Raw genomic sequence first — 12,855 nt, forward strand, 5'->3', positions numbered from 1 at the left:
AGCCGCCCAGAAGGAAAGAAGAACAGTGACCGAGACGACCCTGCCCCCAGGGGGCGGCGGCGACCGCACCGAGCCGGTCGACATCCAGCACGAGATGCAGCGCTCCTACATCGACTACGCCATGAGCGTGATCGTGGGCCGCGCGCTGCCCGACGTCCGCGACGGCCTCAAGCCGGTGCACATCCGCGTGCTGTACTCGATGTTCGACTCCGGCTTCCGCCCCGAACGCAGCTACAACAAGTGCGCCCGCGTGGTCGGCGACGTGATGGGCAACTACCACCCGCACGGCGACTCGGCGATCTACGACGCCCTCGTGCGGCTGGCCCAGCCGTGGGCGATGCGCTACCCGCTGATCGACGGGCAGGGCAACTTCGGCTCCCAGGGCAACGACCCGGCAGCCGCCATGCGGTACTGCGTCGTTCCGGAAACCCGGATTCGCCTGGCGGACGGCTCGACGCCGCGCATCGGCGACATCGTGCCGGGCGCGCTGCCGAACAGCGACAATCCGATCGACCTGAAGGTGCTCGACCGGCACGGCAACCCGGTGCGCGCCGACATGCTGTTCCACTCCGGCGAGCACCCGACGCTCAAGCTGCGCACTCGCAACGGGTACGAGCTGACCGGCACGCACAACCACCCGGTGCTGTGCCTGGTGAGCGTGCTGGGCGTGCCGACCCTGCTGTGGAAGCTGCTGGAAGAGGTCCAGCCGGGCGACCGGGTGGTCCTCCAGCGCACCCCGCAGGACGAGGCCGAAGCGCTCTCCCCGGAGATGCACGACGCGGCGGTGCTCGCGGGCGCCTTCGTCAGCGAGGGCTTCGTCTCCGAGAACCGCGCGGGCTTCAACAACACCGACGGGGACTACTTCCGGCAGGTGCTCGCCGCCTACGACGCGCTCGTCGGCGGTCCGAGGTACGTGTCCTCGCGCGTCATCAAGTCCGGTTCCCTGCTGCACGAGCTCGACATCCACGACCTGACCCGCCTGCGGAGCAGCGTCCTGGGTGACATGGTGGGCCTGCGCAGCGCGGCGAAGCGGGTGCCCGAGTTCATCTGGCAGAGCGAGTCCACCACCAAGCGCGCCTTCCTGTCCTCGCTGTTCACCGGCGACGGCTCGGCGTCGGCGCTGCCGCGCAGCAGCGTGCAGGTCAGCTACTCCACGCGCAGCGCGCGGCTGGCCCGCGAGGTGCAGCAGCTGCTGCTGGAGTTCGGCGTGGTCAGCACGCTGGTGAACTACGAGCACGGCGAGATCAAGGTCGTCATCACCAACCGGCGCGACGCCCGGCTGTTCGCGAGCCGGGTCGGCTTCCTGGGCGCGAAGCAGGAGAAGCTGCGGGCGATCCTGGCGGCCGTGCCGGTGGAGAGCCGCTCGATGAGCAGCGACCACGTGCCGTTCGTGGGCGACTACGTCCGGGCGCACGGCGCGGACCGGTGGACCGAGCGCGACTGGCTGCGCCGCCACAACGTGGACCGGGTGGAGCGCTGGGAGCGCGACTACGACGAGATCGCCGCGCGGATCACCAACCGCGAGGTGCTCGACGTGGTGGAGCCGCTGGTGGACGGCCGCTTCTACTACGCGGTCGTGGAGTCGGTGACCGACGCGGGTGTCCGGCCGGTCTACAGCCTGCGGGTGGACACCGAGGACCACGCCTTCATCACCGACGGCTTCGTCAGCCACAACACCGAGTGCCGCCTCACCCCGTTGGCCATGCAGATGCTGGCCGACATCGAGGAGGACACGGTCGACTTCCGGGACAACTACGACGGCCGCATCCAGGAGCCGACGGTGCTGCCGTCGCGGGTGCCGAACCTGCTGATCAACGGCAGCTCGGGCATCGCGGTCGGCATGGCGACGAACATCCCGCCGCACAACCTGCGCGAGGTGGCCGACGGCGTGGTGTGGGCGCTGGACCACCCGGAGGCGTCCGACGAGGAGCTGCTGGACGCGCTGCTGGAGCGCATCAAGGGGCCGGACTTCCCGACTTACGGGCAGATCCTGGGTTCGGCGGGCATCCAGGACGCGTACCGCACCGGGCGCGGTTCGGTGAAGATGCGCGCGGTGGTGGACGTGGACGAGGACGCCAAGGGGCGGACGATCCTCGTGGTGTCGGAGCTGCCCTACCAGGTGAACCCGGACAACCTGGTGGAGAACATCGCGACGCTGGTGCGCGACCAGAAACTGACCGGGATCGCGAACATCGCGGACGAGTCGAACCGGCGCAGCGGGCGCAGCGGGATGCGGATCGTGATCACGCTGAAGCGGGACGCGGTCGCGAAGGTGGTGCTGAACAACCTCTACAAGCACACCCAGCTGCAGTACTCGTTCGGCGTGAACATGCTGGCGCTGGTGGACGGGGTGCCGCGGACGCTGCGCCTGGACCAGATGATCCGGCACTACGTGAAGCACCAGATCGAGGTCATCGTCCGGCGGACGCGGTTCCGGCTGCGCAAGGCCGAGGAGCGGGCGCACGTCCTGCGCGGTCTGGTGAAGGCGCTGGACCAGCTGGACGAGGTGATCGCGCTGATCCGCCGGTCGCCGACGCCGGACGAGGCGCGGACCGGGTTGATGCAGCTGCTGGCGGTCGACGAGATCCAGGCGAACGCGATCCTGGAGATGCAGCTGCGCCGGTTGGCGGCGCTGGAGCGGCAGAAGATCATCGACCAGCTGGCCGAGATCGAGCTGGAGATCGCGGACTACCGGGACATCCTGGACAAGCCGGAGCGGCAGCGCGCGATCGTGCGCGAGGAGCTGCTGGCGATCGTGGACAAGCACGGCGACGACCGGCGGACCAAGATCGTGCCGTTCGACGGCGACGTGTCCATGGAGGACTTGATCGCGGTCGAGGACGTCGTGGTGACGATCACTCGGACGGGTTACGCGAAGCGGACGAAGACGGATCTGTACCGGTCGCAGAAGCGCGGCGGCAAGGGCGTGCAGGGCGCCCAGCTGAAGCAGGACGACATCGTGCAGCACTTCTTCGTGTGCTCCACGCACGACTGGATCCTGTTCTTCACCAACAAGGGACGGGTGTACCGGGCGAAGGCCTACGAGCTGCCGGAGGCCAACCGCAACGCGCGGGGGCAGCACGTGGCGAACCTGCTGGCGTTCCAGCCGGACGAGGAGATCGCCCAGGTCATCCAGATCAAGAACTACGACGCGGCGCCGTACCTGGTGCTGGCCACGCGCAAGGGGCTGGTGAAGAAGTCGAAGCTGTCGGACTTCGACTCCAACCGGTCGGGTGGTTTGATCGGCATCAACCTGCGCGAGGACGACGAGCTGGTGGGGGCGGTGCTGTGCGCCGCGGAGGACGACCTGCTGCTGGTGTCGCGCGATGGCCAGTCGATCCGGTTCCACGCCAGTGACGAGGTGCTGCGGCCGATGGGCCGGGCGACGTCGGGTGTGCAGGGGATGCGGTTCAACTCCGGGGACGAGCTGCTGTCGATGGGGGTCGTCCAGGAGGGGTTGTTCGTTTTGGTGGCCACGGATGGCGGGTACGCCAAGCGCACGCCGATCGAGGACTACCCGGTCCAGGGGCGTGGCGGCAAGGGGGTGTTGACGATCCAGCACGACCGCAGGCGTGGCAGGCTGGTCGGGGCACTCATCGTCGACGTCGAGGACGAGCTCTACGCGATCACTTCTTCGGGCGGGGTCATCCGGACCAGCGCGAAGGAGGTGCGCAAGGCGGGCAGGCAGACGAAGGGTGTCCGGTTGATGAACCTCGGTGAAGGCACCACCCTGATCGCCGTGGCGCGCAACGCCGACGAGCCCGCCGACGTCACCAGTGGTGATGGCGACCAGGTTGAGCCTGCCAACTAGCGCGACGAGAGGTTGAGGACTGCTCGTGACTGCACCCGAGAACCCAGAAGGTCGGGAAGCGGACAAGACCGCCGTGATCACGCGGCCGAGTGCCGCGGGGTCGACCGACAACGCCGAACAGCCGACGGTGGACACATCGGCGGGTGAGGGTCGTGAGCAGGCCGAGGCGGCCGCGGAGAAGGCGGACGGCCACTCCGCGGCGCCGCCGCCCTGGTTGCGGGCGACCAGTGAGGTCCAGCACGACGAGGCCCCGCAGGGCAGTGGTCAGCAGGGAAACGGTCAGCCGGGCGCGGGCCAGCCGGGGGAGGCCCGGTACGGCGAGGCCCAGCAGGTGGGGCCGGGTGACCAGGTGCGGGGGCCGGAGCAGCGGGCGGAGCCCGCCTACCCGGCGTCGGACCCGGACACGGTGGCGGTGCCGCGGCCGGTGCCGCCCGCGACGGCGGCCCAGGCGGCGGCCCAGGCGGCGGCGGGTCGCACGTCGGTGAACCTGGGGGCGGCGTCGGGCAGGCCGGTGGCGAGCGCGGCGGTGCGGCGTCCGGGGCGGGGGCCGCGCCGGGCGAGCCTGCAGATCAAGCGGGTGGACCCGTGGTCGGTGCTGAAGCTGGCGCTGGTGCTGAGCGTGGCGCTGTTCTTCGTGTGGCTGGTGGCGGTCGGCGTGCTCTACGGCGTGCTGAACGGCATGGGCGTGTGGGACAAGATCAACAACACCGCGAACGACCTGCTGCAGGGCAACGAGCCCACGGGTGACCCGCTGATCAGCGCGGGGCGCGTGTTCGGCGTGGCGGCGATCATCGGCGCGGTCAACATCGTGCTGTTCACCGCGCTGGCCACGGTGGGGGCGTTCGTCTACAACGTCTCGGCCGATCTCGCGGGTGGGCTGGAAGTGACCTTGTCCGAACGGGAGTGACCCGATTTGGGGCTGCGGCGGCAGGTGTTGTAGAGTTGCCGTCGTCGCCCCGAGGGCCTATAGCTCAGACGGTTAGAGCGCTTCGCTGATAACGAAGAGGTCGGAGGTTCGAGTCCTCCTAGGCCCACCGGAAGTTCGCAGGATTTGTCAGAGGGGAACAGACGTGAAGAAGATCATCGCACTTGTCGCTGTCGCCGGTGCGGTTCTGTTCTTCGTCAAGCGCAGCCGTTCGGCCAAGGCCGACGCGGACCTGTGGCGCGAGGCCACTGCTCCGAACGACTGAGCCCGCGAGGGCGGTCGAGCTGCCGCTCCTCGGACGGGGACGTAGCTCAATTGGCAGAGCACCGCCTTTGCAAGGCGGGGGTTAGGGGTTCGATTCCCCTCGTCTCCACCACCAGTAAGCCCAAGAATTGCGGAAGAGCGGAATCCGGTGAACCGGGTTCCGCTCTTCTGTGTTGAGGGGTGGGACGCCTGTCCGCCTCCGGTGGGACCGCGTCAACGGGAAAGGCCCCGCACTCCGTGGAGTGCGGGGCCTTTCCCGTCCGTTCCGCTGCGCCGTCGCTACGCGGTGGCCAGCTCGGCCGGTTGGCCCTTGCGGGCGGCGATCACCCGGTCCAGCGCCCAGGCGCCGGGCCCGGTGAAGGCCAGCAGCAGGAACACCCACGAGTAGGCGGCGGCCAGTTCACCGCCGTTCTCGATGGGCAGCAGACCCCTCGGCTGGTGCACCACGAAGTAGGCGTAGGCCATCGCTCCCGAGGAGATCAGCGCGGCGACCCTCGTCCACAGGCCGAGCATGATCAGCAGACCGCCGATCAGCTCGATGAGCCCGGCAGGGCCAGCGGGCCAGGAGGTCAGCGGGACGGCTCCCTTGGAGCCCAGGACCCCGAACACCTTCTGCAACCCGTGGCAGACGAACAGGAAGCCCACGATGATCCGGAACACCGCCAAGGCGTGGTCACGACCGCGATCCAACAAGGTCATCTCGATTCAGTCCTCACGTCGTACGGGCGGCCGGCAGGGTACGAATCAAGGTAACCGTGTTCACGTTACGTGCATAGATCGTCACCCTGTCGATTTACTGTCCGCTCGTCTGGTTGACTGACGCGCCTATGAACCGAGTGCTGCTGAGCGCCCTGCCCACCTTGGTCCTCACCGCTGCGCTGTCCGCGTGCGGCGACACCGGGTCCACGGCCGCGCCGACGTCCGAATCACCCGAAGCGGTGCAGACCACGACCGAGCGGCCCAGCGCGCCCGCCGGGCCGCCGCCGATGCCGCAGCCCGCCGCCGACGGCGACTGCCCCTACCTGGACTCGGACTACGTGGCCCAGGCCAACGGGCAGCTGGTGCGCAAGGTGCGGCTGTCCGCCGACCAGCCCACGCCGGCGTGCTTCTTCTACGCCAACGCCACCGAGGTGCAGCTGTCGGTGTGGGTGTTCCAGGGGGAGGAGGCCACGGCCAAGGCGGTGGTGGACCGGGCCGCGCCGGTCGCCGACTCCAGCCCGGCCAGCGTGCCCGCGGGCTGGCAGGGCGGGTCGCTGGTGGGCGAGCAGGGCGCGGTGTACGCGGTGGCCAAGGGGGGTGCCGCGGTGGTGGTGACCAGCAACCAGCGGCAGACCATCAAGGCGCGTGAGGTCGCCTCGACGGCGATCGAGGAGTTGGGCCTGTAGCGGACGCGCTCAGGGCCGCCGCCCCCGTGTGATGGCTCTGGGGGACGGCGGCCGAGTGGTGAGCCGGTCAGCCGCGGTCGGACACGCGGCCGTTGCGCGCCGCGGTCTGCTGCGGCGTGTCGCCGTCGGCGGTCGTGCTGCCCGGCGTGGTGTCGGTGCTGCCGCCCGCGGTGCCCGCAGAGGTCCCCGCCGTGCTGTCCGCGGTGGTGCCCGTCGCGGGCGCCACCTGGTCGGCGGTCACCGGGGTCGGCGCCTCGGTGGCCTCCTCCTGCAGGTGCACCTCCTGCGGCCTGCGGGTGAGCGCCACGTAGCCCGCCACCAGACCGGCGGCCAGCACGCTGAGCACCCACGGCCAGCGGCGGCGCTTGGGCTGCGGCACCACCGCGAACTCCTTGCGGGCCTTCTTGGCCGCCTTGCGGACGTCCTTGGCGCGCACCTTGGCCTCCTTGCGGGCCCGCTCGGCGGCCTTGACCACGTCCTTGCGCATGGTCTCGGCCTTCTTCGCGAGCTGCTTGCGCTGGCGGCGGGTGGTCTTCTCGACCTCACCGGCGCGCTCGGCGAGCGCCACGGCCCGGTCGGCCACGACCCCTCGGACGCGGTCGGCGGTGACCCCGCGCTCCGCGAGCTTGGCCTCCGCCCGCTCCGCCAGCTGAGCGGCCCCGGCAGCACCGGCGTGGCCAGCGCGGACGGCGCCGAGGCGGGCGGCGCGGATTCCCGTGCCCACGGCCTTGCCCACCGACTCGCCCGCACGGGTCATGGCCTGTACCTCATCCATATCGCGCTCCACAAGCTGTCGGTCAGTGACGATTGGGCAGTACCCATCCTGCCCGTTCCCCAACCGCGCCGCTCGCGAACGGCCCACTGATGGCACGATGGTGCTGTGGCAGACAGCAACGAATCCCTCGTCGGGACCAAGGTGACGGCGACCCTGCACACCTCGCAGGGCGACATCCGGCTCAACCTGTTCCCCGACCACGCCCCCAAGACGGTGGCGAACTTCGTCGGGCTCGCCGAGGGCACCAAGGACTACTCCGAGCCCAACGCCAAGGGCGGCACCAGCGGCCCGTTCTACGACGGCTCGATCTTCCACCGGGTGATCGCGGGCTTCATGCTCCAGGGCGGTGACCCCACGGGCACCGGCCGCGGCGGCCCCGGCTACCGGTTCGCCGACGAGTTCCACCCGGAGCTGCAGTTCAACCGCCCGTACCTGCTGGCCATGGCCAACGCGGGGGCGAACACCAACGGCTCCCAGTTCTTCATCACGGTGGCGCCGACCACCTGGCTGAACTTCAAGCACACCATCTTCGGCGAGGTGGCCGACCAGGAGTCGCGTCAGGTGGTGGACGCCATCGGCGCGACCCGCACGGGCGCGGGTGACCGCCCGGTCACCGACGTGGTGATCGAGAAGGTCTCGATCGAGCGGGGCTGAGTGGCCTCGTCCCCGACCCCACCGCCGCCCGGTGACCCGATCGGCGCGCAGCCGGACCGCCAGGTCTGCGTGCGCCACCCCGGTCGGGTCACCGCGCTGCGGTGCTCGCGCTGCGACCGGCCCTCCTGCCCCGACTGCCTGCGCGAGGCGTCGGTGGGCCACCAGTGCGTGGACTGCGTCATGGAGGGCAACCGGACCACGCGCACGGCCCGCACCGTGGCCGGGGCGGAGGACAACCCCCGGCGCATGGTGGTCGCGCCGGTCCTGATCGCGCTCAACGCGGTGGCGTTCCTGGTCACCGCCGGTCAGGCGGGCAGCGCCGTGGACCTGCGCGGGTCGCAGCTGTACGCCGACTTCGTGATGTGGCCGATCGGCGTGTACTTCGGCGAGTGGTGGCGGCTGGTCGCCTCGGGCTTCCTGCACAACGACCCGCTGCACCTGCTGCTCAACATGGCCGCCCTCTACGTGCTGGGCCAGCTCCTGGAGCCGGTGTTCGGCCGGACCCGCTTCCTGGCGGTGTACCTGCTGTCGCTGCTGGGCGGCTCGGTGGCGGTGTACCTGTTCGACTCGGTGGACCGGCCGGTGGCGGGTGCTTCGGGGGCGATCTACGGCCTGCTGGGCGCGCTGCTGGTGACGCAGCTGAAGCTGCGGGCGAACCTGACGCCGGTGCTGATGGTGCTCGGCGTGAACGTGGTGTTCAGCTTCACCGTCGCCAACATCTCCTGGCTGGGCCACCTGGGTGGCCTGTTCGTGGGCGCGGCGATGGCCGCCGCGCTGGTCTACGCGCCGAAGCCGGGCCGGGTGTTCTGGCAGGCGGGGGCGGTGGTGGCGGCGCTGCTGGTGCTGGTGCTGCTGGTGGTCACCCGGACCGCGCTGCTGGGCTGAGCCGTGCGGTTGACGGTGCTGGGCGGTGCGGGCGCGTGGCCGACCGCGCACCAGCCGTGCAGTGGTTACCTGGTCGAGCACGAGGGCTTCCGGCTGCTGGTGGACCCCGGTTACGCGGTGCTGCCCCGGCTGCTGGCGCTGCTGCCCGCGCACCGCGTGGACGCCGTGCTGGTCAGCCACGGCCATCCCGACCACTGCGCCGACCTCAACCCGCTGCTGCGGGCGCGCGTGCTGGGCGACGTCCCGGCCCCGCCGCTGCCCGTGCACGCGCTGCCCGGCGCGCTGGACCGCGTGCTGGCCCTGGACCAGGTGCCGCTGGAGCACGACCTGCGCGAGTTCGACGCGGGCGCGCCCTTCGAGGTCGGGCCGTTCCGGGTGGAGACCTGGTCGCTGCCGCACTTCGTGCCCAACGCGGGCCTGCGGCTGACCGCCGGTGGGCGGGTGCTGTCCTACACCGGGGACACGGGTCCGACACCGGACCTGGTGGCCCTGGCTCGCGACGCGGACGTCTTCCTGGCCGAGGCGACCTTCCCCGAGCGGGTGCGCCCCGCCGACAACGCGCCGATGCTGTCCACTGCCCGACAGGCGGGGGAGCACGCCGCCGCGGCGGGCGCGGACCGGCTCGTGCTCACCCACCTGTGGCCGGACTCCGACCCGGAAGTGTCCCTCGCGGCAGCGGCGCAAGCGTTTGCGGGACGGCTGGAGGTGGCCCGCCCCGGCCTGGTCGTCGACGTCGGCCAGAGCTGATCGGCGCGCTGGTCGCCGCTCACGGCCTCAGCGCGTGCAGGACGTCGGCCACGTCGCGCGGGTCCGCGCCCAGGTCGAGCTGGGTCAGCACCACCAGGTGCTCGTCCTCGCCGCGCTGCCAGTCCAGCTCCAGCGTGCGGCTCTCCCGGCCCAGCCTGCGGGTGTGCGCCAGGCGGATCTTCACCTCGTGCCACGGCAGGTGGCGGGCGCCGAACAGGGTCCGCACGGTCAGGCCGGAGTCGTCCACCAGCAGGCGGGGGCGCACGTAGGTGCCGTACACGCCCAGGAACAGCAGCAGTGCGGTGGCGCTGCCCATCAGCAGCCGGGTGGTGGCTTCTTCGCTCAGCAGCACCACCAGCAGCACCACCGCGGCCAGCGCCCACGCGAGGGCGACGACCTGCGGGCGCGGTGCCCAGGACCGGGTGGTCGGAGTTGTGGTCACGCGGTCGAGTGTCCCGCATCCGGCCGGCCTGCTGTGGACAACTCCCGCCCGCGACCGGCGCTTGTGCATTTTGGCGCAAAGTTGTCCACAGGAGTTGTCCCCATTGGGGATGACTTACAGCGCTGTGCTTCGAGCACCCGCCGACGCGGCCGCCCCACGGTCGGGTGAACGTGCGACGGCCCGGACGTGGAGCACGTCCGGGCCGTCATGCGCGAGGCGTAGCGCGTGGTCAGCGCCACCGCATGGTCATCAGCAGACCGATGATCATCAGGGCGAAGCCGATGCCGAAGTTCCAGGACCCGAGGTCCATCATCACCGGGATGCGGTCGCCCGCGATGTAGTTGACCACCAGCCACGCCAGACCGAGCAGCATCATGCCGAGCATCACGGCGATGTAGACGGGGTGCGAAGGACCCGCCGCCTTGACCTTCACCGGGGTGCGGCGATCGGCAGGCGCCGTGTAGACGGCCTTCTTGCGGACCTTGGACTTGGGCATGCTGTCCTCGCCTGACGGGTGGATAGGTCTCCAGTGGCACGACTTAACGTCCACTGCTGGAGGAACACGTTAACGTAACCGAGCAGGTCCGCGAAGCACCGTGTAGTCATGGACGCTCGGTTCGGGAGGTTTCTTCGGTGAGCTACGACCCGCCCGCGCCGCAGGGCGGCCCGCCGGGACAGCCGCCTCGGGGGCCGCGCCCGACGCCCTACCCGGCGCCCCACCCGGTGTCGCGGTTTCCCCAGGGCCAACCGCCGGAAACCGGCCCCCGGCCGCGCCCCGTGCCGCCGGGGGCAACCCGGCACGTGCCCGTCGCGTCTCCGACGGACGTGACCCAGTACACCGCCCCGGTGCCCCCCGCGCCGGTGCCCGCCGGTCCGCCCCGGCACTCCACCGAGGCCACCCGCTACGTGCCCCCGGTGCCGCAGGCGGGGGCGACGCAGTACAACGCCAACGCGTTCTCCGGCAGCCTGCCGCCGCCCCGGCCCCAGCACCCGGTCCAGCACCCGTCCCAGCGCCCGCCCCAACGTCCGCACCAGCGGCCCCGGCCGCTCCCGGTGGACCCGCCGACCGAGGTCATCGAGCCGGTGCGGGACGAGGACGAGGACGACTACGGCGACGACTACGGCGACAAGTACAGCGACGACTACAGCGACGCTTACGGCGACGACTACGAGGCCGACGCCCGCGAGGAGGAGAAGCCGCCACCGCCGCCCCCGGACGGGCCGGGGCGCAAGACCGTGCGCGCCATCGGCGAGCTGCTGATCACCGCAGGCCTGGTGATGCTGCTGTTCGTGGTCTACGAGGTCTACGTCACCGACCTGATCTCGGCGGGCAAGCAGGACGACGCCACGGCCGCGCTGGACGACCAGTGGAACGCCAACACCGTCGGCGGCGACCAGCAGCGCCAAGCCCAGTACGAGCTGATCGAGGGCCAGGCGTTCGCCAAGATGTACATCCCGGTGTTCGGGCCGGACTTCAAGTTCTCCATCGTCGAGGGCACCACCGACAAGCACCTGGAGATCGGCCCCGGCCACTACGTGGGCACCGCGCTGCCCGGTGAGCCCGGCAACTTCTCGGTGGCGGGCCACCGGGTGGGCAAGGGCGCGCCGTTCAACGACCTGGACCTGCTCAACTCCTGCGACGCGATCGTGGTGGAGACGCAGACCCAGTGGTTCGTCTACCGGATGCTGCCCAAGAACAGCGAGGTCGCGAACTGGGCGAGCAAGGCGTCCGACCCCAAGTGCGCGAAGGTGGCGCCGCTGGGCGGGCCCTACGCCCAGACCCAGGGGCAGGAGATCGTGCTGCCCAGCCAGGGCGAGGTGATCAACGAGGTGCCGCACGTCGCCGACGGCACCACGCCCAAGGCCGAGCAGATCGCGATGATGACGCTGACCACCTGCCACCCGCGCTTCTCCGACAAGCAGCGGCTGATCGTGCACGCGGTGCTGGCGATGAACTACCCCAAGGCGCCCGGTTTCCTCCCGCCCGAGCTGAAGGAGCAGTGATGTACGGGTGGATCTGGCGGCACCTGCCCGGCCCGCTGCCGCTGCGCCTGGTCCAGGCGCTGCTGCTGGTGGCCGGGGTGGTCGCCCTGCTGATGTTCGTGGTGTTCCCGTGGGCGGAGCCGCTGCTGCCGTTCAACAACGTCACCACCCAGTAACCACCGGCAAGTACTACCCGCCGCGCCCGTCGGGGCAGGTTTCCACCACCCGACGGGCACCGCCCGTGGTCAGCGATCGGTGGACCGGGCAGCGCGGGCCGCCGCGACGCGGTCCGCGATGTGGTCGATGACCACGTTGACCGCGCGGCGGTAGGGGGTGGCGTCCCGGTTCACCTGCGCCAGGAGCATGCCGCCCTGGATCGCGGCCAGCAGCGCGACCGCGAGCGCCGTGACGTCCTCGTCGGCTCCGAGGTCGCCGCGCTCGCGCATGCGGGCGAGCCCGGATTCGATCGCCGCCTGCCACGCGGCGAATCCCGTGGCCAGGCCGAGGCGGGCCGAGGGGTCGATGTCGGACAGCTCGCTGGCGAGCGAGCCGATCTCGCAGCCGCCCGCGCAGTGCACCGCGTCCAAGCGGACGGCGGCGCGTTCGCACCACTCGCGCAGCGCGTCGACGCTGTCGAGGTGGTCGAGCAGGGGCCGCTGCTGTTCGAGCTTGACGGTGCTCTGGTACTCGATCACCGCCGCCGTGAGGCCCTTCTTGTCCCCGAAGTAGTGGTAGATCTGCGAGGCGCTCACCTGAGCGCGGCGCTGCACGTCGGGGATGCTCGTGCCCGCGACGCCCTGCTCGAACATCAGCTCGGCGGCGGCGCGCAGGATGCGGTCCCGCGTGCGACGACCGCCTTCGGTGCTCGCCGCCTTGACCCTGGTCTCGACACCTGTGGTCGGCATGCGAGCCAGCCTAGCAAGGATTGGAATTGACTTTCCAATCTTGCGCTGCCTACGTTTGGAGAGATCATTCCAACTGCCC

The 12,855-nt window shown here is 70.7% G+C and carries 13 protein-coding genes, 2 tRNA genes and 1 pseudogene; 11 read left to right on the forward strand and 5 right to left on the reverse strand.

All coding sequences use genetic code 11. The features are described 5' to 3' along the window. The first annotated feature begins 25 nt into the window (after positions 1-25). The 5 genes and pseudogenes from gyrA (at position 26) to JOF41_RS30610 (ending at position 5,112) form a co-directional block, all read left to right on the forward strand. Positions 26-3,811, forward strand: coding sequence for an intein-containing DNA gyrase subunit A (gene gyrA / locus JOF41_RS30590; RefSeq protein ID WP_209623457.1), 3,786 nt, complete (start codon positions 26-28; stop codon positions 3,809-3,811). A gap of 25 nt (positions 3,812-3,836) precedes the next feature. Then, complete coding sequence (locus JOF41_RS30595; RefSeq protein WP_209623458.1) at positions 3,837-4,718, forward strand: DUF3566 domain-containing protein; 882 nt, start codon at positions 3,837-3,839, stop codon at positions 4,716-4,718. Positions 4,719-4,771: 53 nt separating this feature from the next. Beyond that, positions 4,772-4,845: transfer RNA gene (locus JOF41_RS30600), tRNA-Ile, on the forward strand. 36 nt (positions 4,846-4,881) lie between these two features. Continuing rightward, positions 4,882-4,998: pseudogene (locus JOF41_RS30605) on the forward strand (DLW-39 family protein); the annotation flags it as partial. 38 nt (positions 4,999-5,036) lie between these two features. Then, positions 5,037-5,112 (forward strand) — tRNA-Ala (locus JOF41_RS30610). 167 nt (positions 5,113-5,279) lie between these two features. Here JOF41_RS30610 and JOF41_RS30615 read toward each other — a convergent pair. Further along, a complete protein-coding gene (locus JOF41_RS30615) occupies positions 5,280-5,699 on the reverse strand; it encodes a DoxX family protein (RefSeq protein WP_189221535.1) in 420 nt (139 codons plus the stop codon). Positions 5,700-5,812: 113 nt separating this feature from the next. On the opposite strand from JOF41_RS30615, the gene JOF41_RS30620 reads away from it, so the two are divergent. Then, the gene (locus tag JOF41_RS30620; protein WP_307867575.1) at positions 5,813-6,385 is read left to right on the forward strand and encodes a DUF2020 domain-containing protein; all 573 of its coding nucleotides are present in this window, start codon (positions 5,813-5,815) and stop codon (positions 6,383-6,385) included. A 67-nt stretch (positions 6,386-6,452) separates the two neighbouring features. On the opposite strand, the gene JOF41_RS30625 is transcribed toward JOF41_RS30620, so the two are convergent. Continuing rightward, complete coding sequence (locus JOF41_RS30625) at positions 6,453-7,160, reverse strand: hypothetical protein (RefSeq protein ID WP_209623460.1); 708 nt, start codon at positions 7,158-7,160, stop codon at positions 6,453-6,455. Between the two features lie 105 nt (positions 7,161-7,265). Between JOF41_RS30625 and JOF41_RS30630 the strand changes: the two genes are divergently transcribed. From JOF41_RS30630 to JOF41_RS30640, 3 genes are read left to right on the forward strand one after another with little or no spacing between them, the layout of a single operon-like run. Then, a complete protein-coding gene (locus JOF41_RS30630) occupies positions 7,266-7,814 on the forward strand; it encodes a peptidylprolyl isomerase (RefSeq protein WP_189221533.1) in 549 nt (182 codons plus the stop codon). Further along, positions 7,815-8,699 carry a rhomboid family intramembrane serine protease gene (locus JOF41_RS38445; protein ID WP_189221532.1) on the forward strand — a complete coding sequence of 295 codons (885 nt, stop codon included), beginning with the start codon at positions 7,815-7,817 and terminating at the stop codon, positions 8,697-8,699. A 3-nt stretch (positions 8,700-8,702) separates the two neighbouring features. Beyond that, complete coding sequence (locus JOF41_RS30640; protein ID WP_209623461.1) at positions 8,703-9,446, forward strand: MBL fold metallo-hydrolase; 744 nt, start codon at positions 8,703-8,705, stop codon at positions 9,444-9,446. 19 nt (positions 9,447-9,465) lie between these two features. On the opposite strand, the gene JOF41_RS30645 is transcribed toward JOF41_RS30640, so the two are convergent. Together JOF41_RS30645 and crgA are read right to left on the reverse strand one after the other, a co-directional pair. Beyond that, on the reverse strand, positions 9,466-9,888 hold the full coding sequence (locus JOF41_RS30645; RefSeq protein WP_189221530.1) for a PH domain-containing protein: 423 nt from the start codon (positions 9,886-9,888) through the stop codon (positions 9,466-9,468). A 229-nt stretch (positions 9,889-10,117) separates the two neighbouring features. After that, positions 10,118-10,384, reverse strand: coding sequence for a cell division protein CrgA (crgA, locus tag JOF41_RS30650; RefSeq protein WP_189221529.1), 267 nt, complete (start codon positions 10,382-10,384; stop codon positions 10,118-10,120). A 137-nt stretch (positions 10,385-10,521) separates the two neighbouring features. Between crgA and JOF41_RS30655 the strand changes: the two genes are divergently transcribed. Further along, a complete protein-coding gene (locus JOF41_RS30655) occupies positions 10,522-11,892 on the forward strand; it encodes a class E sortase (protein WP_307867576.1) in 1,371 nt (456 codons plus the stop codon). Then, entirely contained in the window at positions 11,892-12,047 is a 156-nt protein-coding gene (locus JOF41_RS30660; protein WP_189221528.1) for a hypothetical protein, read from the forward strand. The genes JOF41_RS30655 and JOF41_RS30660 overlap by 1 nt, the downstream gene beginning before the upstream one ends. Before the next feature lie 69 nt (positions 12,048-12,116). Here JOF41_RS30660 and JOF41_RS30665 read toward each other — a convergent pair whose 3' ends face one another. Beyond that, positions 12,117-12,776, reverse strand: a complete 660-nt coding sequence (locus tag JOF41_RS30665) for a TetR/AcrR family transcriptional regulator (protein WP_189221527.1) — start codon at positions 12,774-12,776, stop codon at positions 12,117-12,119. Positions 12,777-12,855 lie beyond the last annotated feature (79 nt).

It is taken from the genome of Saccharothrix coeruleofusca, assembly GCF_017876325.1.
Lineage (GTDB): Bacteria > Actinomycetota > Actinomycetes > Mycobacteriales > Pseudonocardiaceae > Actinosynnema > Actinosynnema coeruleofuscum.

Coding starts and splice junctions, on each gene's coding strand:
- JOF41_RS30615 (WP_189221535.1), bottom strand. CDS start 5,699: ATGACCTTGTTGGATCGCGGTCGTGACCACGCCTTGGCGGTGTTCCGG.
- JOF41_RS30625 (WP_209623460.1), bottom strand. CDS start 7,160: ATGGATGAGGTACAGGCCATGACCCGTGCGGGCGAGTCGGTGGGCAAG.
- crgA (WP_189221529.1), bottom strand. CDS start 10,384: ATGCCCAAGTCCAAGGTCCGCAAGAAGGCCGTCTACACGGCGCCTGCC.
- JOF41_RS30660 (WP_189221528.1), top strand. CDS start 11,892: ATGTACGGGTGGATCTGGCGGCACCTGCCCGGCCCGCTGCCGCTGCGC.
- JOF41_RS30665 (WP_189221527.1), bottom strand. CDS start 12,776: ATGCCGACCACAGGTGTCGAGACCAGGGTCAAGGCGGCGAGCACCGAA.